Consider the following 19765-nt stretch of genomic DNA (forward strand, 5'->3'; position numbering starts at 1 on the left):
TGCTCTCTCCGTTCGCAAGCCCGCAGTCTCGCGGGCAGACCGGCCTTACGCACGGCACCCGACACTATGGATGCCGGCCGTGACAGCCGCGTTGCAGTCCTGACCCTTCACGGCGCGGCCGCCGGGTTTCGGCGGCACATCGGCCCTTCGAGGCTGAAATAGGACAGCAGCCCTGTCCTATTTCACGGGTTCTATGCCAGAAAGATCCCCCCGCCGCAAGAGCCGAGCCTGAGATTCTTCGTCTCTGAAGCAGGAAGATTGCCGGTTATTTAAGCGTCAAGCAATAATATTACACTATATGGAGAATTTTTTGAAGATAATTGCCGAGACGATTTTTCGGCCCAAAGGCTCAACCCGGCTGTTGAATCGGCGCGGCAATTTCGTAAGGTCGCCGCAGCAAACCCGTTTCCATCATCAGACCGAAAGCCGTCGATCATGTTTTTCGCTTCCGACAACTGGGCGGGCGCCCATCCCGCGATTTCCGAGCGGCTGTTCCAAGAGTCCGGCCGCTTCGCCTCCGCCTATGGCAGCAGCGACATCGACAAGAAGGTCGAGGAAGCCTTCTGCGAACTGTTCCAGCGCGAGGTGGCGGTGTTCTTCGTCGCCACCGGCACGGCGGCCAATTCGCTGGCCCTGGCAAGCCTTACGCGCCCCGGCGGCGTCGCCTTCTGCCACAACGAGGCGCATGTCACGAACGACGAATGCGGCGCCCCGGAATTCCTCTCCGGCGGCTTGCGGCTGGTGACCGTCAACGGCGCAAACGGCAAGATCGACCCGGCCGACCTCACGGCGAGGATCGGCCGCTTCCCGCCCGGCGCCGTGCATCAGGGCCAGCCGACCGCCGTCACCATCACCCAGGCAAGCGAGATCGGCACCGTCTATTCGCTCAACGAGATCGAGGCCATCGCCAACGTGACCCGCGCGCGAAAACTGGCGCTGCACATGGACGGCGCCCGGTTCGCCAATGCGCTGGTGACGCTGGACGGGGCGACCGCCGCCGACATGACCTGGAAACGCGGCGTCGACATCCTCTCCTTCGGCGGCACCAAGAATGGCTGCTGGTGCGCCGAGGCGCTCATCTATTTCGATCCCGACATGGCGCGCGAGCTGCCCTTCCTGCGCAAACGCTCCGCCCAGCTCTTCTCGAAATCGCGCTTCATCGCCGCCCAGTTCGATGCCTATCTCAAGGGCGGGCTGTGGCTGGAGCTTGCCCGCCACGCCAATGCCATGGCCGACAGTCTTCGCGCGGGCTTAAGCGCCTCCAACCGCGCCCGGTTGGCCTGGGATACGGTCTCCAACGAGGTGTTCGCCATCGTCGCCAGGGATGCCGCGCGCGTTGCGGAGGAAAAGGGCGCCCGCTTCTACGAATGGCCGGTACCGGCGGAAACGCCCGACCTTCTGGACGAAAGCGAAATGCTGATCCGCCTGGTCACCAGCTTCGCCACCGAACAGCCTGATGTCGACAACCTGCTGGAATGCCTGGCAGGGTGATCAGCCCCGGCTTTCTCCAAGCCGCAGGCTGCGGATACGCCGGAGGATATCCTCGGAGACGGCGGTAACAAGCGCCTTGTCGGCATCCTTGCGCGGCACCAGCACGAATTCGACGTCCTCCAGCTTCGGCAGGGCGCCGGCCTCGATTTCCCGAAGTCCTGCCGGCGCCATGCTGCGTGGCTGCACCAGCACGCCCATGCCGGCGCGCGCCGCCGCCGTCAGCCCGCTGAGGCTGCCGCAGGTGCAGACGATCCGCCACGCCACCCCATGTCGCCCCAGCGCCTCCAGCGCGATGGCCCGCGTCAGGCTCGGCGGCGGAAAGGCGATCAGCGGCAGCGGCCTTGTCGCCAGCGCCTGCTCGGGATCGCGCGCCAGCCAGACCAGCGGCTCGCGATAGATCAGCGTCCCCAGATCGTTGCCGAGCCGGCGCTTGGCGAGCACCAGGTCGAGATCGCCACTATCCTGCATTTCATAGAGCACGCCCGACAGCGCCACCGTCAGCTCCAGGTCGACGGAGGGGTGCGAGCGCACAAAGGCCTCCAGCACCGCCGGCAACTGGCTGCCGACAAAATCCTCGGAAACGCCGAGCCGGATGCGACCGCGCAAGCCCGTATCGGAAAACAGCGCCTGCACCTGCCCCTCGACCGCCAGCAGTGTCCGGGCATGGGTCAGCAAGGCCTCGCCATCGGCGGTCAGCACGACCCGGTGCGTATCGCGGGCCAGCAGCCGCCGGCCGAGCGACGCCTCCAGCCGCTGCACATGCTGGCTGACCGTCGATTGCCCCAGCCCCAGCCGCTCGGCGGCGGCGGTAAAACTGCCGGCCTGCTCGACGGCGACGAAACTGCGCAACTGGGTGAGGTCGAGCATGGCCTATCCTGTTTCGTGATGACTGTTATTCCTTGCATCCCCAATCATAATAGCACAGGTTCAATCCACAAAGCCGTCATTGCGAGACTATGCCATGCGCCGTTTCCTGCCCGATACATTTACCCTGCTGCTCGTCTGCACCGTCATCCTCGCCTCGCTGCTGCCGGCGCAAGGCGCTTTCGCGCATTATTTCGGCGTGGCGACCAAGCTGGCGATCGCGCTTCTGTTCTTCCTGCATGGCGCGCGCCTGCCGCGCGACGTGGTGATGGCCGGCCTCTTGCATTGGCGCCTGCACATCACCATCCTCGCCGCCACCTTCGTGCTGTTTCCGCTGCTTGGCCTTGCGGTCGGCCTGCTGGTGCCGAGCGTGCTGCCGCCGACGCTTTATACCGGCATCCTCTTCCTCTGCGTGCTGCCTTCGACGGTGCAGTCCTCCATCGCCTTCACCTCCATGGCCGGCGGCAATGTCCCGGCCGCGATCTGCGCCGCCTCGGCCTCGAATATTTTCGGGATGTTCCTGACGCCGCTGCTGGTCGGGTTGTTGTTTTCGCTCGGCGGCCATGGCGGTTTTTCCATGGATGCGCTGGAGCAGATCCTGCTGCAACTGCTCGCCCCCTTCATCGCCGGCCAGTTGCTGCAGCCCTGGATCGGCAACTGGATCCGCGCCCGCAAAAAAATCCTGACCCCCGTCGATCGCGGCTCGATCCTGATGGTCGTCTATCTCGCCTTCAGCGACGCCGTGGTCGAAGGCATCTGGCACACCTTTACGGCCGCCGAACTCGGCGCGGTCGTCGTGGTCGATATCGTGCTGCTGGCGGTGGTGCTGATCGTGACCATGTTCGGCAGCCGCCTGCTCGGCTTCTCCAAGGAAGACGAGATCGCCATCACCTTCTGCGGCTCGAAGAAAAGCCTCGCCAGCGGCGTGCCGATGGCCAGCGCCATCTTCGCCGGCCAGCCCATCGGCGCCATCGTCCTGCCGCTGATGCTGTTCCACCAGATCCAGCTCATGGCCTGCGCCGTCATCGCCCAGCGCTATGCGACGCAACGCCAGCGCAGCGAGGCCGTGGCGGCCAAGGCCTGAAACGAAAAAGGCGGCGCCCGCAGGCGCCGCCCTCGTTCATTCGAGAGGAGAGAGAATGAAGCTTAGTTGACCGAAGCCGGTTCGGTCTCGGTGACCTTGGCTTCGATGGTCTTCGGCGTGGCGACCGCTTCGGCGGCAATCGCGATGCGGCGCGGCTTCATGGCTTCGGGAATGTTGCGCAGAAGCTCGATATGCAGAAGGCCGTTCTTCAGCGACGCGGTCTGCACCTCGACATGGTCGGCAAGCTGGAAGCGGCGCTCGAAGGCGCGCTTGGCGATGCCGCGATAGAGGTATTCGCTGTCGCCGGCGGCTTCGTCGGCCTTCTCGCCCTTGACGGTGAGCACATGGGCGCGGGCCTCGATGCTGAGTTCGGTTTCATCGAAGCCGGCCACCGCCATGGTGATGCGGTAGGTATTTTCGCCAGTGCGTTCGATGTTGTAGGGCGGGTAGGTCTGGGCCTGTTCCGGCTGACCGAGGCTGTCCAACATGGTGAACAGGCGGTCGAAACCGACGGTGGAACGGTAAAGCGGGGAAAAATCGACGTGACGCATGGTGTCCTCCTGTGAAGCGACGTTGTGCGGGTTGAGGCTCCCACATCCCGCGTTTGGCGATGAAGGAGCCGGATTGCGGACCCGTCTGGCATCCGCCCGAAACAGATGGGAAGAGGTCTTTGCGCCTTCAAGCCCCGGCCGCACTTTTTCGCATGAACGGCGGCTGAACGGGCAATTCCGCTGCCGTTCATCGACGGCCTGCTATTTCTCGCACATCGAACGACACCCATCGTTCGTGGCCGGGTTTCATGTCCCCCCTCGGCCTTATCTTCAAGGGCCGGATGCGCTGTCTCCCCTCCCCCTGTTCGCGCACTCCGGCCCCTTTTCTCCTGTTGCGAAACGGCTTAACGTCGATCTCATCTCACCGGAAAGAGGACAGTCGTCGCCGAATGGAGGCCACCTTGCATGAAACGCCGGGCAATCCGGCGCCCGCAAACCACACAGTCGGCTTTTTCACCGCCCATGACGGCGTGAAACTGCGCTATGCGGTTTTTCGCTCGGAAATTTCGCCGGCGCGCGGCACCGTGGTCCTGCTGCATGGCCGCAATGAATGCATCGAGAAATATTTCGAGACGATTCGCGACCTCAACGCCATGGGCATGTGGGTCGCGACCTACGACATGCGCGGCCAGGGCGGCTCGCAACGGCTGGTGCGCAACGGCCTGAAGGGCCATGTGCGCCGCTTTGCCGATTACGAGCGCGATCTCTTCACATTTCTCGATGCCGTCGTTCTGCCGGATACGCGCCTGCCCTTCTTCCTGCTCGCCCATTCCACGGGCGCGCTGGTGGCGCTCTCGGCCGCGCCGCAGCTCGAAAGCCGTATCGAGCGCATGGTGTTGAGCGCGCCGCTGGTCGGCATTGCCAGGGTAAAGATGTCGATCGGCACCATGCGACGGCTGTCGAAGCTGTTCTGCCTGATCGGCCTCGGCGGCCTCCAGGTCGGCCGCGGCACGATCAAGTTCGGCTTCGAAGACAATCCGCTGACGGCGGACGCCAAGCGTTTCGCCCGCAACGAAAGCCTGCTGGAGGATTTTCCGCATCTGATGGTCGGCCTGCCGACGGCGCGCTGGCTGCGCGAATCGCTGTGCGCCATCCGTCGCTGCCTCGATCCCGATCATCTCGCCTCGATCCGCATTCCGACGCTGATTCTGGCGCCGATGCGCGACGGCGTCATCCCCTATATCGACCAGGAAAACCTGTCGCGCCATTTTCGCGCCGCCCAGCTCATCCCGGTTCCGGGCGCGCGCCACGAGCTGTTTCAGGAAAAGGATGTCTATCGCGTGCAGGCGCTGGCCGCCATCGCTGCCTTCATTCCCGGCAGCGATGCCGAAAAGGCCGAAGTCGCGCTGACGATGGAATAAGCTTGAAGCATGTCGCGCAAAAGTGTGCCGCGATTTTTCGACAACGACATGCGAAAAATCGATGACCCAAAGCGCAGAAGCGAATCTGAAAGATCGCGACGCGCTTTAGCGCGCGAGAAGCTCCAGCGCCTCGCGGTGCAGCGCGGCGCTCCCGGCCGCGATCACATTGCCGCCCGCCTCGGCGCGGCCGCCCTGCCAGTCGGTCATGACGCCGCCGGCCTGCTCGACCAGCGGGATCATCGCCCCGACGTCATAGGGCTTCAGCCCGGTCTCGATGACGAGATCGACATGCCCGGCCGCCAGCAGCGCATAGGCATAGCAATCGATACCGTAGCGGAACAGGCGCGCCCGGCTTTCGACGTCGCGGTAGCGGCGCGCATCTTCGCCGGCAAACATATGCGGCGATGTGGTGAACAGGATGGCGTTTGCAAGCCCGCCGCAATCGCGGCTGCGGATCTGACGTTCGCCGTCGGGGCCGGCATACCAGGCGGCCTTGCCGTCCGCGAAATAACGCTCGCCGGTGAAGGGCTGGTCCATCATGCCCATGATCGACCGGCCATCCTCCTGGAAGCCAATCAGCGTGCCCCAGACCGGCACGCCGGAAATGAAGGCGCGGGTGCCGTCGATGGGGTCGATCACCCAGATATGCCTGCGGTCGAGGCCGACATTGTCATGCTCCTCGCCGAGAATGCCATGCTCGGGAAACTGCGCGCCGATCACGGCGCGGATGGCGGCTTCCGCCGCGCGGTCGCCCTCGGTCACCGGATCGAAACCGCCATCCTGCTTGTTGACGACATCGACACCGGTGCGGAAACGCGGCAGGGTCTCGGCCTTGGCCGCATCGGCCAGCCGGTTGAAGAAAGCGCGATCAGGAAGCATGGGAGATCCACCGGGAAAGGACTTTGGTTTCTCTTTTAGTAGAGGAAAACCCCTTGAAAGCAAACCGCTTTCATGGCCCCGCGCCGCTTTCGGCATCGCAGCAATAGCGGCTGGATTCCGGCTTGACATTTGTGCGATGCACACATAACTTTTCCCTACAGTCTTTCGACTGTAAATACCCTCCTTGGGTGTTTCCTCCCTAGATTTGACCGCGCCGCAAAGCGCGGTTTTTTTTGGAAAATCTATTCCGCCGCCAATGCCGCGTCGGCGGCATAGAGCGCCACGTAATCGGCCATCTGGCGCATGAAGGACGAGATGGCGGCGGCGACCGCCTCGAATTCCGGCCGCTTCTGCAGCGACGTCTCGTCGACATACAGCGCGCGGCTGACCTCCACCTGCAGCGCATGCAGGCCCCGCGCCGGGCGGCCATAATGTTCCGTTATGAAACCGCCGGCATAGGGCTTGTTGCGCACGGCGGTGAAGCCGAGATTTTCGAGGATGTCGATCGCGGCGCGGCTGAGATCGGTCGAGGCGCTGGTGCCGTAGCGGTCGCCGATGATGAAATCCGGCCTGAGGTTGGAGCCGGCGACACGGATATTGCCGGGCATCGAATGGCAATCGATCAGCACGCCGAAACCGAAGCGCACATGGGTGCGGGCGATCAGCCGGCGCAAGCAGGCATGATAAGGCTTGTAGATCGTCTCGACCCGTTCCAGCCCCTCCTCCACCGGCAGGCGGTGGGCATAGATCTCCATGTTTTCGGCGACGATGCGCGGAATGGTGCCGAGCCCGCCGGCAACACGCACCGAGCCGATATTGGCGAATGGCGGCAGCGCGCCGTCGAACATGCGCGGATCGAGCTCGTAGGGCTCGCGATTGACGTCGATGAAGGCGCGCGGGAAATGCGCCATCAACAGCGGCGCGCCAAGCTCGGTGGCCGCGCCGAAGAGCTCGTCGACATAATGGTCTTCCGAGCGGCGCAGCGAGGACGGATCGAGGCGCGAGCGCTCCACGAAGGAGACGGGATAGCGGCGACCGCTATGCGGCGAGTTGAAAACGAACGGAATGCGCTGGATTTCCGGTTCCCGGACCTCGAAAAGGTCGGATTCGTTCTGCCTTCCGTGCATTTGGCCTCTTTTTGCCTTTACCATGCCACAAACTTGGTGCTTCGCAGATGTTGCCAGTTGCCTGTCGGCAAGTCCATAGTGCCGCCCCGACGAAAACGCATCCGCCAATATCCCGATTCACGGGATGTTTACCCCGTCGCACTAGGGTGCAAGGCGGACAATCCTGTACAAGCAGCAGTCAATGAATAACGGTCCCATTTTCATGAGTCAGAAAATTCTTCTTGCCGAAGACGATAACGATATGCGCCGCTTCCTGGTCAAAGCGCTGGAAAAGGCAGGCTACAAGGTGTCGTCCTTCGACAACGGCGCCAGCGCCTATGACAGGCTGCGCGAGGAGCCTTTCTCGCTTTTGCTGACCGACATCGTCATGCCGGAGATGGACGGCATCGAACTGGCGCGGCGGGCAACCGAACTCGATCCCGACCTCAAGGTGATGTTCATCACCGGCTTCGCCGCCGTCGCCCTGAACCCCGATTCCAAGGCGCCGAAGGATGCGAAGGTGCTTTCCAAGCCGTTTCACCTGCGCGACCTCGTCGACGAGGTCAACAAACTCCTGGCGGCCTGAGCCAGGAACTGAAGCGTTGCGCATGTTTTCCGCGCGAAACTGCGGAAAACAAAGGGTTTTGTAAAAACCTTTCACAAAGCGGAAAAAACCAGTTGACTGGCAAAGCGCTTTTGTGGTGTATGCGCCTCATCGGATGGGCGTGTAGCTCAGCGGGAGAGCACTACGTTGACATCGTAGGGGTCACAGGTTCAATCCCTGTCACGCCCACCATCCTAATTCGCTGAAAAGCAAGGGCTTTCTGGAAACGGAAAGCCCTTTTTGCATTGTGGCCCACAGGCTCGGTGAACCTATCAATTGGGCGACAACCTTCCCGTCTCCCGTGCACGACCGCACCGCACGCCCTTATCCGCTCTTTGCACTTCAGTTCCTGGGCATGTCAGCTCCTTGGCATTGGGGCGAAAAATCGAAATGCTCACGCGAAGCTTCAAACATCCCCTTACAGTTCGCACGCATCGGTCGCTTACCGATGAAGCCGACGCTCCGACCGCCGCCGTAAAGTCTGCCATATGACGGATTTGCATACCGTCGACCTAATTTCACCGTCCCCGATTTTCTGCGTTTGCCAAGATTTAATAATATCGACCAATAATCGCATACGTCACATTCAAATACATTTAAGAGGTCAAATAATGTCGAGCATTCCTGCGCCGGAAATATTGTCCGATTTGGTGAAACATCTGGAACCTCATCAAAACACACTGCGAACGAAAAGCGAAAAATACATGGTGGTCCTTGCGACGCTCGCCAAGACAGCGCTGGCAAGCGGCCGCAAAACTGCCATACAAACGGGTCTGACCACTGCCGTCGCAGCAGCCGGGCTCAAAACAGGCGTGGCCATCGGCGTTGCCGGCGCCAGCGTTACGTTCGCCCCCATCGGCGCCGCATTGGCGCCCTGGTTTGTTCTGGCTGAAGCTGGCCGGGTCTCCACACGCGTCAACGGCTTCATCGACCTTCGCGATGACGCCAACAGGAGCGGGCCGAATTCCAACTCCGAAATGCAGTATGTTTGCAAATGCGGGAAATGCGGGAAAAATATCGGATATATAGTCGATAAGGAGCATGCGCGATTTGCGCGCAAAGCGGTCTATGCAACACTTATCGGCCTTGTGGTTCTGCCGTTCAAGATTGTCCACTCAGTCGGCAAGAGCTTTGAGGCGGAAAGACCCAAGGAGATGACCAGTCGCGCCTTGGTGCAATCGGCGCTGACAGGATGCACGGTCGCTATCGCGACGATCTTCCAGCTTGTCGGCGACGGCACCGAAGAAGAGAACAAGGCAAAGGTCGTCGCAATCATCACAAGCAGCGACGGCTGGGCGGAAGTAAAAAGGCTGATATAAGCGGGAGATCATCGCGTCCCCCGCATTTTCCCTGTCGCGCCCAAGCTGACGACAATCACCCGACCACGTCGCATGCATCCGAACGGGCTTCAGTCCGGTCGCCGCCCGCAGCCCATGCCCGGATGGATAAAGCCCGCAAGCTCCGAACAAGTCCGCCCTGCTATCGCTTGCCGTTACAGCCGCGTCCTGCGGCAGGAAACACGGGCAGACACTATCGCGGCGCGAGGCGAGATGATCGTAGAGGCATTTCTTGAATGGGCGATGCAGGCGGGCGCCAGGGAGCGCATCCGCGCCGCCGCCGCCATCGGCCGGGCATTTCTCAAGTCCCGCGTCACCCCCTGGGAGCGCGCCGCCGCCGGGCGGGCGTTGCAGGCGCTGGCGGCGGACCGGTCGCCGGCGGTGCGCCAGTCGCTGGCCTATGCCATCGCCGACAGCCCGCAGGCGCCGCACGACGTCATCCTGACACTGGCCGCCGACGAACCCGATATCGCCGCCGTCGTCATCCTGCGCTCGCCCGTCCTGACCGACATCGACCTCATCGACATCCTGGCGACGCGGCCGCTGGTGGCTCGCGCCCTGGTCGCCGCGCGGCCGAAACTTTCCGACGTCGTCGCTGCGACCATCGCCGAGACCGGCAGCGAATCGGAGCTGACCATTCTGCTCGAAAACGCCGACGCGGCGATCTCGAGCGTCGCGCTGCGCCGTATCGCCGAACGCATGCGCCAGGACGAGAATATCCGCATGCTACTCGCCGCCCGGCCCGATCTCGACATGGAAACCCGCGCCGGCCTCATCCTCGGCGACCGCTGGTCCACCGCCGAAGTCCCCGCAACGCTCGACCGCGCCATCGAAACCATGAACGAGACGGAGAGCGAATGGAAGCTCTTCGCGCCGCAGACCGCAGCCGCGCGCTCCGAGGCAGCACCGGCCGCCGCCGGCGACCTCGCGGGCGCGATCCTCGAGAATCGCAACCTCGCTCCCGCCCTGCTGCTCGACGCCATCTGCCGGCTACGCGTGGAAGAGGCTGCCGCCGCCATCTCGGCGCTGTCCGGCATGAGCGCCACCGGCGTCATGGCCATCCTGCAGCGCGGGCGTTTCCCGACGGTGCGCGCCCTGTTCGAATCGGCCGGGCTCGGCCGGGCGACCAGCACGCTGCTGGTCGAGGCGGCCCTGTTGTGGCGCGAGGCGGTGGATGTGCCGGAAGGAGACGCTGTCACCGATATCGCCGCTGCCTTGCGCGAAAAACTGGCATGCGCGGGCGCGCCAGCCGGCGCCGTCGACGACCTGCTGTCGCTTGCCGGCACAGTCGTCTCCACGAGCTCGACGCAAACCGCCACGCGAAAAGCCGCCTGACGGCGACGCCACAGAATCGACACAGAAACCGGCGGATAAGGGAACAAGCCGCCCCGGACCTGTCTTGCCGCGTGTCGCGATCGAAAACCCCGCCGCAGCGCCGGCGCGGCCTGCCATAGAACCCGCGCCACGAGGTGATGACGATGATCCGCAACCTGTTGAAATTCGCCCCGTGGCTCTGCCTGCTCGCCATTGTCTTCGCCACCGTCTCGCCGATCGGCTGGCGGCCGCACGACCTGTTGCCGGTCGATGTCGACCGGGCGTTGGCCTTCCTGCTGCTGGGTGCGCTGTTCGTCCTCGCATATCCCCGCCATTTCGTGCTCTGCGCCGTATTGCTGGTGGTCGGGGCCGGCGCCATCGAACTGCTCCAGCTTCTGTCTCCCAGCCGCCATGCCCATGTCGAGGATGCCGTGATCAAGGCGTTTGGCGCGGTGGCGGGTGTGCTGGTCGGACGTCTGGCAGCGCGGTTTTTCGGACTGGCGCAGGACGATAGGGCGGCACAGCCGGCGGAATAAACCCTTTTTCCGACAGACACGGTTAACGTCGAACGGTGGAAAACGGCCTGTTTTCCACCGTTTTTCGTCCGAAGACGCCATTTTACGGTTATCGGCGCCGGAAGCATCCGCCGCGCGTAAAGATTGGATTCAAACTTTCCCGGTAATCTCCTGTTAGCTTTTGTTGGAATGGTCCACGGCGGCGCGTCTGGCCGCCCTCCCTCTTGTATTGCGTCATGGGTTCCAAATGCGTGCATCGGCCTTGACTGTCCTTCTCGTCGCCAGCCTCTCGGTGTCGGGCTGCTCCTCGCGCTCCGGCTCGGAGAGCCTGTCTTCCGCGCCCTCCCAGGAAAAGACCGGCGCCATCGTCGCACCGCCAGTGCCCTCGGCCAATGTCGGCGCAACGAGCGCGCAGACGGCGGCGGCGAACACGCCTGCGGAGCGGCTGGCCTGGGCCGCCGGCCCGAAATCCCCGACCGCCTTCTCGGCAACGCAGACGCTTGCCATGCCGCTGCCCTCGCAACGGCCGGTGCAGCAACTGGCGGCGGTGAATTTTCCAGTCGACAAGGCGCCGGATGCCGGCCCGCGCGGGCGCATCTACGCCCATCGCTTCCGCGATGCCCATCCGATCAATTTCGGCTCGGCCTCGCCGCGCAACCACGCCGTCCACGGCGTCGACGTCTCGCGCTGGCAGGGCGATATCGACTGGTCGCGGCTGCGCACCCAGGGCGCCAACTTCGCCTATATCAAGGCCACCGACGGCGGCGACCACGTCGATCCGATGTTCCGCACCAATTGGAAAAGGGCCAAGGAAGCCGGCCTGAAGCGCGGCGCCTATCACTTCTTCTACTGGTGCCGCACCGCCGGCGAGCAGGCCGAATGGTTCATCCGCAACGTGCCGCGCGACCCCGACGCCCTGCCGCCGGTCATCGACGTCGAATGGAACGGCGAATCGCGCTGCAAGAAGCGCCCCTCGCCCGAGAAGGTGCGCGAGAAGATGCAGGTCTTCATGGACATGCTGGAGCGCCACTACGGCAAGCGTCCGGTGATCTACACCGCGCCGGATTTCTACGAGGACAACCTGCAGGGCGCCTTCCAGGCTTACCCCTTCTGGCTGCGTTCCGTCGCCGCCCATCCGTCGAAAGTCTATCCGGGCCGCAAATGGGTCTTCTGGCAATATTCGGGCTCCGGCCTGTCGCATGGCGTCAAGGGCCGCATCGACCTCAACGTCTTCCGCGGCACCGAGGAGCAATGGCACCGCTGGGCCGGCACCGGCGGCGGCAACAGCTGATTGCCCCCTGTCCATGCCCATGACGGCGGCCTCGGCCGCCGTTTTTTCGTCCGGCCAATAAAAAAGCCCCGCAGAAGCGAGGCTTGAAGTTTTTGCGCTCCGGGGAAAACAGAGCAGCGCGCTTTCTATACTCTGGCTTTTTGCGTCCTCGTAGGTCGCTTTTGGCAAAACCGGTACGGTCTGAAAAAGAAACCCGCGCTTTTCATCGGGAAAAGCCGGGTTTCGAGGATCCGAAGTTGCGCGAACTCGATACGCATCGCGCTTGCCCACCAGAATGCCAGCCAGCCGTTAACGGAATGCAAAGGCGCGACACCAGCTTTGCCCAACCATTTTTAGGACCGCATCGGCATGCGGCATTTTCTCCGCCGCGCCGATATGCCACAAATCATCGCCGAAGGGCTGCGGAAACGCCCGTTGCAAGAGGATCGAGCATGGCCAGAAAATCGATTGTTTCCCTGATTGCCGCGACCGCGGCGCTGATGACGCCGGCCGCGGCTTTCGCCCATACGGGCCTTGGGGAAACCGGCGGCCTCGTTCATGGCTTCATGCATCCGGTCGGCGGCATCGACCATGTGCTGGCCATGGTGATGGTCGGCGTGCTCGCCGCTGAGATCGGTGGGCGGGCGCTGTGGCTGGTGCCGGCGACCTTCGTCGCGGTGATGGCACTCGGCGGCGCGCTGGGCGTGGCTGGCCTGCCCCTGCCCTTCTTCGAGATCGGCATCGCGCTCTCGGTCGTGGTCCTCGGAGGCATGGTCGCGCTCAGTCGCGAGACCTCGATGCTGGCGGCGGCCGGCATCGTCGGCCTGTTCGCCGTCTTCCACGGCTACGCCCATGGCGCGGAAATGCCGGCCGATGCCGACGGCCTTGCCTATGCGGGCGGTTTCATGGCCGCGACGGCCCTGCTGCATGCCGCCGGCATCGGCCTCGGCATGGCGGTTGCCCGCCTGAATACGGTGACCGGCCCGCTACTGGTGCGCTCCGCCGGCGCGCTCGCCGCCGTCGCCGGCCTCGGCCTTCTCGCCGGTACCCTCTGAGCGGCGGTTACTGCCGGCCGCGAAAACGGCGCTGATAGGCGGGATCGTATAGCGCGCTCTCACGAAAATCGCGGGCCGCCAAGCCGGGGCCGACAAAAATCAGCGCCGTGCGCTCGATCGGATCGGCGGCGACCTTTTCGACGATATCGGCGAGCGTGCCGCGCAGGATGCGCTCGTCCGGCCAGGAGGCCTTGACGACGATGGCGACCGGGCAATCCGCGCCATAAAGCGGCGTCAGTTCCGCCACCACCTGATCCAGCGCATGGATGGCGAGATGGATGGCGAGCGTGGAGCCGCTTGCCCCGAAGGCCTGCAGCGTTTCCGTGTTTGGCATCGGCGAGGCGCGGCCGGACACGCGGGTCAGAACCAGGCTCTGGGCGACCGAGGGAATGGTGAGTTCGCGCCCGAGCGCCGAGGCCGCCGCCGCAAAGGCCGGCACGCCCGGGGTCATCGTGTAATCGAGCCCGCTCTGCTGCAGGCGGCGGATTTGTTCGGCAACCGCGCTCCATACGGCGAGATCGCCCGAATGCAGCCGCGCGACATCCTCGCCGGCGGCAGCGGCCTTGACGAATTCCGCCGCGATCTCGTCCAGCGACATCGGCGCGGTATCGACGATGCGCGCCCCCGGCGGGCAATAGGCCAAGAGCTCCGGCGACACCAGCGAACCGGCATAGAGGCAGACGGGGCATTTGCCGATGAGATCGCGGCCGCGAACCGTGATGAGGTCGGCCGCACCTGGGCCTGCACCGATGAAATGCACTGTCATAATGATATCCTCTTGAACCTCACGATGGCTTTCGCCACGTCCATTGCGTCACCGGCATGGCGGGCTTCCAGCCTGTCATCTGCCCGACCGGACCGGCGCGGGCGATATCGATGCGGATCAGACCGCCACCAAGCCGCGCATGGGCAGACAATAGCACCGCCTCCATCTCCAACGTTACCGCATTGGCGACTAGCCGCCCTCCCGGCTTCACGCCGGCGATCGCCGCCTCGAACACCCCGTCCTCACTGCCGCCGCCGCCGATGAAGATCGCATCCGGAGCGGCAAGACTGGCCAGCGCCGAAGGCGCCACACCCTCGACTACCGTCAGGCCGGGCACACCGAAGGCGGTGGCATTCCGGCGAATGCGGGCGGCCCTTTCAGGCGATTGCTCGATGGCAATGGCGCGCATGGCGGGATCGCGCAGCATCCATTCGATGGCGATCGAACCGGAGCCGCCGCCGATATCCCACAGCAGTTCGCCGCGCCGCGGCGACAGGGCCGACAGCGTCAGTGCCCGCACCTCGCGCTTGGTGATCTGGCCGTCATGCTCGAACAGGCTATCGTCCAGCCCCGGCGCCAGCGGCAGAATTCTCGCACCTTCTCCGGCGACGATCTCGACGCCGCAAACGTTGAGGGAATGGAACACGTCGCTGCCAAAAGCTTCGGCCACATGATGTGTCACCCGCTCCTGCGGCCCGCCGAGCGCTTCGAGAACCGTAAGCCGAGACTGACCGAAACCATTTTCCGTCAGCAGCGCCGCAAGCGCCGACGGCCCGTCGCTGTCCGACGTCAGCGCCAGCACGCGGCAACCGGGTTGCAGATGCGGGCGGATGAGATCGAGCGGACGGCCATGCAGCGACACGCATGCAACATCCTGCAACGGCCAGCCGAGCCGCGAGGCGGCAAGACTGAAGGAGGACGGCGCCGGCATCACCCGCATTTCCGAAGGGTCGATGCGCCGCGACAGCGTCGCGCCAACGCCGAAGAAGAAGGGATCGCCGGAGGCCAGCACCACGACCGGCTGGCCGCGCCGGGCGACGATTTCGTCCACCGAGCGTTCGAAGGGGCTGAGCCAGACATGACCTTCGCCCGTCAGCAATGATGCCGCCAGCTCCAGATGCCGCGCGCCGCCGAAGACAGTTGCGGCCCCCGCAATCGCCGCCTTCGCGGCGTCGCCGAGACCGTCTGGACCATCCTCGCCGATCCCGATAATGGTCAGCCATTGCATGGGAAGATCAGACATGGCGGCGCATCGCATTCTTATCCTTGGCGGCACCACCGAAGCCCGCCAGCTCGCCGGGTTGTTGGCCGGAGATCCGCGCTACGACGCCACCCTGTCGCTCGCCGGCCGCACGGCCGAGCCCAAAGCCCTGCCATTGCCTGTGCGTAGCGGCGGTTTCGGCGGCGCCGACGGTCTGGCCGATTATCTGACGCGCGAAAACATCGATTTGCTGGTCGACGCCACGCATCCCTTTGCGGTGCGTATTTCCGCCAATGCGGCCGAGGCTGCGGCGCGCGCGGGCACGCCGCTTTTCGCCCTGCGCCGCCCTGGCTGGGAGGAACGGGCCGGCGACCACTGGACGCGCGTGCCCGATCTCGAAGCGGCCGTCGATGCGCTGGGCGTCATCCCCCGCCGCGTCTTTCTCGCCATCGGCCGGCAGGAGGCGCATGTCTTCAACCGGACGCCGCACCATGCCTATCTGGTGCGCAGCGTCGATCCGGTCGATCCGCCGCTGACGGTGCCGGATGCGCAGTACATCCTCTCCATCGGCCCCTTCGACGAGGCCGACGAGCGCGCTTTGCTGACGGACAAAAACATCGACGTCGTCGTCACCAAGAACAGCGGCGGTGAAGCGACCTATGCCAAGATCGCCGCCGCCCGCGCGCTGGGCATCGAGGTCGTGATGGTCGAGCGCCGGCATCCGGCCGCCGTTCCGGCCGTCGCGACGGCCGAAGAAGCGCTCGACCGGATCGCTCACCTCTTGTCTCCGGCGATAAAGCGCGGCGTATAGACGAGATCGGCGCGGCCGGGCCTTGCAATGACGCGGGTTTCCAGCGAGCCGATGATGACGCAGGTCGCCATGTCGGCCATGGCGGCGTCGGCGGTTTCCAGCGGCATGACGCGGATGTTTTCGTCCGGCCGGCCGGCGGCGCGGCCGAAGATCACCGGCGTCGTCGCCGGCAGGATGTCGCGCAGCAGCGAAAAAGCTTCGCCGAGCTGCCAGGGGCGCGCCTTGCTGATCGGATTGTAGAGCGCGATCACCAGCCCGGCCTCGGCCACCAGCCGCAGACGCCTTGTAATGATGTCCCAGGGCTTGAGATTATCCGAGAGCGAGATGGCGCAGAAATCGTGACCGAGCGGCGCGCCGCTTCGGGCCGCGACCGCAAGCATGGCGGTGACGCCGGGCGTCACCACGATCTCGATCTCGCGCCATGCTTCCGGCCCCTTGTCGATGGCCTCGCAGACGGCCGCGGCCATGGCGAACACGCCGGGATCGCCACCGGAGACGACGCAGACCTTTTCGCCCGTAGCCGCCCGCGTCAACGCCGCCTGCGCCCGGTCCAGTTCCTCGCGATTGTCCGACGCGATGCGGCGCTGATCGGCGCGCAATACGAGGCGGTCGAGATAGGGGCCGTAGCCGAAGAATTCGCTCGCCGCCTCGACGGCCTGCACCGCCTCCGGCGTCATCTGCTCCGGGCTGCCGGGGCCGGTGCCGACGATATAGAGAATGCCGCTCACGATGCCGCCCTCGCCAGTTGCTCGATGCGCGCCCGGTCCTGCCAGCCGGCGACCAGCACCAGCGAGAAATAGGGGGCCTCGTCGCCGGTTTTTTCGGCAAGCGGGATCATCGCCGCATTGGCCATGGTGCCGCGCTCGACATAAACGGCTTGGCTCAGCTTGCCGGCGGCAGCGAGCGCGCGCCGGATTTTGCCGAGATTGCGCCCGACCTTCATGATGACGGCGGCCTGCGTGTCCGACAGGCGGCGCAGCAATTCCGCCTCCGGCATGGTGCCGGGCAGGACCGAGAGCACGTCGTCGCCCTGGACGATCGGCAAGCCGGCCATCGACCAGCAGCCGGACATGGCTGTGATGCCGGGAATAACCTCGGCCGGAAACCGCGCGGCGAGCCGTACATGCAGGTGCATGTAGGAGCCGTAGAACAGCGGATCGCCCTCGCTGAGGACGGCGACCGTGCGCCCTGCCGAAAGATGTTCGGCAACGGCGGAGGCGGAGGCGTCGTAAAAGGCGGTGATGCGGCTCTTGTAGCCGTCCTCATGCGTCTCGATTTCCGTGGTCACGGGATAATAGAGCGGCAGTTCGGGAATGTTTTCGCGCACGATGCCGTCGACGATGGGCCTTGCATTGCCGCGCCGGCCTTCCTTGGCGAAATACGCGAGCACATCGGCGCTTTGAAGCGCGCGCACGGCCTTGACGGTCAGCAGGTCGGGATCGCCGGGGCCGGTACCGACGCCGATCAGGCGTCCGGGTGCAACGCCGCTCACAGGCCCGGCCTCGCCAGCGAATTCAGCGCCGCCGCCGTAATGGCGCTGCCGCCGAGACGGCCGCGCACGATGGCATAGGGCACGCCATAGGAATTTTCTGCCAGCGCATCCTTGGATTCGGCAGCCCCCACGAAGCCGACCGGCATGCCGAGGATCGCCGCCGGTTTTGGCGCGCCGTCGCGGAGAAGCTCAAGCAGATAGAAAAGTGCGGTCGGCGCATTGCCGATGGCGACGACGGCGTCAGCCATGCGCTCGCCCCAGAGGCGGATGGCGGCGGCCGAGCGGGTATTGCCGATTTCCTTGGCGAAGACAGCCGTCTGCGGATCGCTCAGCGTGCAGATGACCTCATTATTGGCCGGCAGGCGGGCGCGGGTGACGCCATGCGCCACCATCTGCGCGTCGCAGAAGATCGGCGCGCCGGCTTGAAGCGCGGCGCGGGCCGCACCGACGAAATCCGGCGAAAAGACGAAATGCCGGGCAGCCTCGACCAGGCCGCAGGCATGGACCATGCGCACCGCCACATCCGCTTCCGCCTCGGAAAAGCGGGAAAGATCGGCTTCAGCGCGGATAATGGCGAAGGAGCGCTCATAGATCGCATCGCCCTGCCGGATATAATCGTAGTCTGTCATTCCCTGTCCTGTCGCACCGCTTCCCGTATCGCATCCCTGCCCAGCCGCTGCAGACAGTCGGCCGCCGTCTCCCCGGCCCGCCTGGCGGTGCCGACCAGCGCGGCGAGACGCGCAATCGCGTGGGTCACGTCCTTAGCAGCGATGTACGCCTCTGGCGAGCCCGATGCGGAGCCATTTACGACAAGCGCATAGCCTGTTGGCGCTGCCGTCAGCGTCAGGGGCGTGGGGGCCGGATGGGCACAGCCCTTCGGACAACCGGAGACATGCAGGGTCAGCGAGCCGTCGAGCAGAGCGGGTGCCGCCGCGATCAAGGTCCGCGCCAAAGCGTGGGTATCGAAAAAGGCCGAAGCACAGCCGCGCGCACCGGCGCACAGCGCGATATGATTGGCCGGTTCCTGAGGATCGACGACGAATCCACGCGCCGCCGCTGCATCCCGTGCCGCAGCCAACTGCGCCGGCGCGATGCCGATCAGAAAAAAGCCATGGTCCGGCGCCAGCCGGATTTCGTGGCAACCGAGCGCCTCCGTCTCGCGTATGAAAGCGATAAGCGCAGCCGCCTCGATCTGGCAGAAGGGCAAGGCGACGCCGAGAGCGGAAAACCCGTCCCAGAGATGAAGGCCGGCCGGTGACGGAACCGAGTGTTCCCGTCCCCCCTGCCCGTTCTCCTCGAATCCGAACCGCGACCGCCATTCCCCGGCATCGAGATCGCGGCCGCGCGCCCGTCGTCCCATGGCAGACAGCGCACGCAACAGCACCATGACGGCATCGACGGCCGCCTCCGCAGGAAGGCGCGCAACAGGTTTTGCCGTGCGGTCATCGCCGGCCAATGCGATTTCCCAAGTGTTGTCCGGCAAGGCCGTCAACCGGATATCCGCCGAGACGTTCTGCAGCGAAAACCGCCCGCCGCCATCGACCGTGATCGAGAGTTTTGCCGCCAGCGAAAGGGCCGGCTCTTCTAAAACAACGCGGGCGCGCAAAACGTCCGCCAGCGGCCGGGCGTCGATGTTTTCTTCCGGGTCGAGCCCGGCAAGCGGTGGCGTCTCGATGGCGAGGCCGGTGGCAAGCGGCATGTCCATCGCCAGGATCTCGGTCGAAAACAACGGCGCGCTTGCCGGCGTCAGCCCGCGCACCTGCAGGTTTCCACGCGCCGTCACCTCCATGAGCCCGTTGCCGTGACGGGCGGCGGTTTCGGCAATCGTGACGAAGGCGGCGGGCGGCAGGCGACTGTCCAGCGGGCGCAGACGCACCAGCAGGCCGTCGCCGGTCTGCATCGGCGCATCCAGAGCCGGGCAGACGCCGCGCCGGGTCGAGGCGATCGCCGCTCCGTTGAAATCGATCGGGCTACATTCAGTCATGACACGCCTATGATAACGGATTTTTACCCGTTCCGGCTACGCCATCGCGACGGGAAACCGTTTGCGGCAGATCAAGATGC

20 protein-coding genes and 1 tRNA gene are annotated in these 19765 nt (G+C 64.7%); 11 read left to right on the top strand and 10 right to left on the bottom strand.

What is annotated here, in order from left to right; all coding sequences use genetic code 11:
* Window positions 1-435: 435 nt before the first annotated feature.
* On the top strand, window positions 436-1491 hold the full coding sequence (locus tag P7F60_RS20530; RefSeq protein WP_277919555.1) for a low specificity L-threonine aldolase: 1056 nt from the start codon (window positions 436-438) through the stop codon (window positions 1489-1491).
* On the opposite strand, the gene P7F60_RS20535 is transcribed toward P7F60_RS20530, so the two are convergent.
* Window positions 1492-2358 carry a LysR substrate-binding domain-containing protein gene (locus P7F60_RS20535; RefSeq protein WP_277919556.1) on the bottom strand — a complete coding sequence of 289 codons (867 nt, stop codon included), beginning with the start codon at window positions 2356-2358 and terminating at the stop codon, window positions 1492-1494. It lies immediately after the preceding gene.
* 94 nt (window positions 2359-2452) lie between these two features.
* On the opposite strand from P7F60_RS20535, the gene P7F60_RS20540 reads away from it, so the two are divergent.
* A complete protein-coding gene (locus P7F60_RS20540; protein ID WP_277919557.1) occupies window positions 2453-3439 on the top strand; it encodes a bile acid:sodium symporter family protein in 987 nt (328 codons plus the stop codon).
* A gap of 62 nt (window positions 3440-3501) precedes the next feature.
* Here P7F60_RS20540 and P7F60_RS20545 read toward each other — a convergent pair whose 3' ends face one another.
* Window positions 3502-3990: an Hsp20 family protein gene (locus tag P7F60_RS20545; protein ID WP_277919558.1), complete on the bottom strand. Its 489-nt coding sequence runs from the start codon at window positions 3988-3990 to the stop codon at window positions 3502-3504.
* A 389-nt stretch (window positions 3991-4379) separates the two neighbouring features.
* On the opposite strand from P7F60_RS20545, the gene P7F60_RS20550 reads away from it, so the two are divergent.
* A complete protein-coding gene (locus tag P7F60_RS20550) occupies window positions 4380-5351 on the top strand; it encodes an alpha/beta hydrolase (RefSeq protein ID WP_277919559.1) in 972 nt (323 codons plus the stop codon).
* A 105-nt stretch (window positions 5352-5456) separates the two neighbouring features.
* On the opposite strand, the gene hisN is transcribed toward P7F60_RS20550, so the two are convergent.
* Entirely contained in the window at window positions 5457-6230 is a 774-nt protein-coding gene (gene hisN / locus P7F60_RS20555) for a histidinol-phosphatase (RefSeq protein WP_277919560.1), read from the bottom strand.
* A 242-nt stretch (window positions 6231-6472) separates the two neighbouring features.
* Window positions 6473-7357, bottom strand: coding sequence for an N-formylglutamate amidohydrolase (locus P7F60_RS20560; RefSeq protein WP_277919561.1), 885 nt, complete (start codon window positions 7355-7357; stop codon window positions 6473-6475).
* Between the two features lie 202 nt (window positions 7358-7559).
* Here P7F60_RS20560 and cpdR1 point away from each other — a divergent pair, with 202 nt between their 5' ends.
* The 7 genes from cpdR1 (at window position 7560) to P7F60_RS20595 (ending at window position 13431) form a co-directional block, all read left to right on the top strand.
* Complete coding sequence (gene cpdR1 / locus P7F60_RS20565) at window positions 7560-7922, top strand: response regulator CpdR1 (RefSeq protein ID WP_277919562.1); 363 nt, start codon at window positions 7560-7562, stop codon at window positions 7920-7922.
* 135 nt (window positions 7923-8057) lie between these two features.
* A tRNA-Val gene (locus P7F60_RS20570) sits at window positions 8058-8132 on the top strand.
* A gap of 419 nt (window positions 8133-8551) precedes the next feature.
* Window positions 8552-9259: a hypothetical protein gene (locus P7F60_RS20575; protein ID WP_277919563.1), complete on the top strand. Its 708-nt coding sequence runs from the start codon at window positions 8552-8554 to the stop codon at window positions 9257-9259.
* A gap of 231 nt (window positions 9260-9490) precedes the next feature.
* Window positions 9491-10612 carry a DUF2336 domain-containing protein gene (locus tag P7F60_RS20580; RefSeq protein WP_277919564.1) on the top strand — a complete coding sequence of 374 codons (1122 nt, stop codon included), beginning with the start codon at window positions 9491-9493 and terminating at the stop codon, window positions 10610-10612.
* Between the two features lie 143 nt (window positions 10613-10755).
* On the top strand, window positions 10756-11127 hold the full coding sequence (locus tag P7F60_RS20585; RefSeq protein ID WP_277919565.1) for a VanZ family protein: 372 nt from the start codon (window positions 10756-10758) through the stop codon (window positions 11125-11127).
* A gap of 226 nt (window positions 11128-11353) precedes the next feature.
* Window positions 11354-12397 (top strand): GH25 family lysozyme, encoded by a 1044-nt coding sequence (locus tag P7F60_RS20590; RefSeq protein ID WP_277919566.1) that lies wholly within the window; start codon window positions 11354-11356, stop codon window positions 12395-12397.
* Window positions 12398-12828: 431 nt separating this feature from the next.
* A complete protein-coding gene (locus tag P7F60_RS20595) occupies window positions 12829-13431 on the top strand; it encodes a HupE/UreJ family protein (RefSeq protein ID WP_277919567.1) in 603 nt (200 codons plus the stop codon).
* A 7-nt stretch (window positions 13432-13438) separates the two neighbouring features.
* Here P7F60_RS20595 and cobM read toward each other — a convergent pair whose 3' ends face one another.
* Window positions 13439-14197: a precorrin-4 C(11)-methyltransferase gene (gene cobM, locus P7F60_RS20600; RefSeq protein ID WP_277919568.1), complete on the bottom strand. Its 759-nt coding sequence runs from the start codon at window positions 14195-14197 to the stop codon at window positions 13439-13441.
* 19 nt (window positions 14198-14216) lie between these two features.
* Window positions 14217-15440, bottom strand: a complete 1224-nt coding sequence (gene cbiE / locus P7F60_RS20605; protein WP_277919569.1) for a precorrin-6y C5,15-methyltransferase (decarboxylating) subunit CbiE — start codon at window positions 15438-15440, stop codon at window positions 14217-14219.
* On the opposite strand from cbiE, the gene P7F60_RS20610 reads away from it, so the two are divergent.
* Window positions 15439-16209, top strand: a complete 771-nt coding sequence (locus P7F60_RS20610; RefSeq protein WP_277919570.1) for a cobalt-precorrin-6A reductase — start codon at window positions 15439-15441, stop codon at window positions 16207-16209. The genes cbiE and P7F60_RS20610 overlap by 2 nt on opposite strands.
* Here P7F60_RS20610 and P7F60_RS20615 read toward each other — a convergent pair.
* From P7F60_RS20615 to cobG, 4 genes are read right to left on the bottom strand one after another with little or no spacing between them, the layout of a single operon-like run.
* On the bottom strand, window positions 16173-16937 hold the full coding sequence (locus P7F60_RS20615; RefSeq protein ID WP_277919571.1) for a precorrin-3B C(17)-methyltransferase: 765 nt from the start codon (window positions 16935-16937) through the stop codon (window positions 16173-16175). The two genes, P7F60_RS20610 and P7F60_RS20615, sit on opposite strands and share 37 nt — an antisense overlap.
* Window positions 16934-17701 (bottom strand): precorrin-2 C(20)-methyltransferase, encoded by a 768-nt coding sequence (locus P7F60_RS20620; protein ID WP_277919572.1) that lies wholly within the window; start codon window positions 17699-17701, stop codon window positions 16934-16936. The genes P7F60_RS20615 and P7F60_RS20620 overlap by 4 nt, the downstream gene beginning before the upstream one ends.
* On the bottom strand, window positions 17698-18330 hold the full coding sequence (locus P7F60_RS20625) for a precorrin-8X methylmutase (protein ID WP_277919573.1): 633 nt from the start codon (window positions 18328-18330) through the stop codon (window positions 17698-17700). Before P7F60_RS20625 ends, P7F60_RS20620 begins: the two co-directional genes overlap by 4 nt.
* Window positions 18327-19685 carry a precorrin-3B synthase gene (gene cobG, locus P7F60_RS20630; RefSeq protein WP_277919574.1) on the bottom strand — a complete coding sequence of 453 codons (1359 nt, stop codon included), beginning with the start codon at window positions 19683-19685 and terminating at the stop codon, window positions 18327-18329. The genes P7F60_RS20625 and cobG overlap by 4 nt, the downstream gene beginning before the upstream one ends.
* Window positions 19686-19765 lie beyond the last annotated feature (80 nt).

The sequence above is a fragment of the Rhizobium sp. YJ-22 genome (assembly GCF_029601685.1).
Classification (GTDB): domain Bacteria; phylum Pseudomonadota; class Alphaproteobacteria; order Rhizobiales; family Rhizobiaceae; genus Metarhizobium.

What these genes read in the sequence shown, in the direction of transcription:
- P7F60_RS20530 (WP_277919555.1), top strand. Translation starts at nt 436, where the DNA reads ATGTTTTTCGCTTCCGACAACTGGGCGGGCGCCCATCCCGCGATTTCC.
- P7F60_RS20535 (WP_277919556.1), bottom strand. Translation starts at nt 2,358, where the DNA reads ATGCTCGACCTCACCCAGTTGCGCAGTTTCGTCGCCGTCGAGCAGGCC.
- P7F60_RS20540 (WP_277919557.1), top strand. Translation starts at nt 2,453, where the DNA reads ATGCGCCGTTTCCTGCCCGATACATTTACCCTGCTGCTCGTCTGCACC.
- P7F60_RS20545 (WP_277919558.1), bottom strand. Translation starts at nt 3,990, where the DNA reads ATGCGTCACGTCGATTTTTCCCCGCTTTACCGTTCCACCGTCGGTTTC.
- P7F60_RS20550 (WP_277919559.1), top strand. Translation starts at nt 4,380, where the DNA reads ATGGAGGCCACCTTGCATGAAACGCCGGGCAATCCGGCGCCCGCAAAC.
- hisN (WP_277919560.1), bottom strand. Translation starts at nt 6,230, where the DNA reads ATGCTTCCTGATCGCGCTTTCTTCAACCGGCTGGCCGATGCGGCCAAG.
- P7F60_RS20560 (WP_277919561.1), bottom strand. Translation starts at nt 7,357, where the DNA reads ATGCACGGAAGGCAGAACGAATCCGACCTTTTCGAGGTCCGGGAACCG.
- cpdR1 (WP_277919562.1), top strand. Translation starts at nt 7,560, where the DNA reads ATGAGTCAGAAAATTCTTCTTGCCGAAGACGATAACGATATGCGCCGC.
- P7F60_RS20575 (WP_277919563.1), top strand. Translation starts at nt 8,552, where the DNA reads ATGTCGAGCATTCCTGCGCCGGAAATATTGTCCGATTTGGTGAAACAT.
- P7F60_RS20580 (WP_277919564.1), top strand. Translation starts at nt 9,491, where the DNA reads ATGATCGTAGAGGCATTTCTTGAATGGGCGATGCAGGCGGGCGCCAGG.
- P7F60_RS20585 (WP_277919565.1), top strand. Translation starts at nt 10,756, where the DNA reads ATGATCCGCAACCTGTTGAAATTCGCCCCGTGGCTCTGCCTGCTCGCC.
- P7F60_RS20590 (WP_277919566.1), top strand. Translation starts at nt 11,354, where the DNA reads ATGCGTGCATCGGCCTTGACTGTCCTTCTCGTCGCCAGCCTCTCGGTG.
- P7F60_RS20595 (WP_277919567.1), top strand. Translation starts at nt 12,829, where the DNA reads ATGGCCAGAAAATCGATTGTTTCCCTGATTGCCGCGACCGCGGCGCTG.
- cobM (WP_277919568.1), bottom strand. Translation starts at nt 14,197, where the DNA reads ATGACAGTGCATTTCATCGGTGCAGGCCCAGGTGCGGCCGACCTCATC.
- P7F60_RS20610 (WP_277919570.1), top strand. Translation starts at nt 15,439, where the DNA reads ATGGCGGCGCATCGCATTCTTATCCTTGGCGGCACCACCGAAGCCCGC.
- cbiE (WP_277919569.1), bottom strand. Translation starts at nt 15,440, where the DNA reads ATGTCTGATCTTCCCATGCAATGGCTGACCATTATCGGGATCGGCGAG.
- P7F60_RS20625 (WP_277919573.1), bottom strand. Translation starts at nt 18,330, where the DNA reads ATGACAGACTACGATTATATCCGGCAGGGCGATGCGATCTATGAGCGC.
- cobG (WP_277919574.1), bottom strand. Translation starts at nt 19,685, where the DNA reads ATGACTGAATGTAGCCCGATCGATTTCAACGGAGCGGCGATCGCCTCG.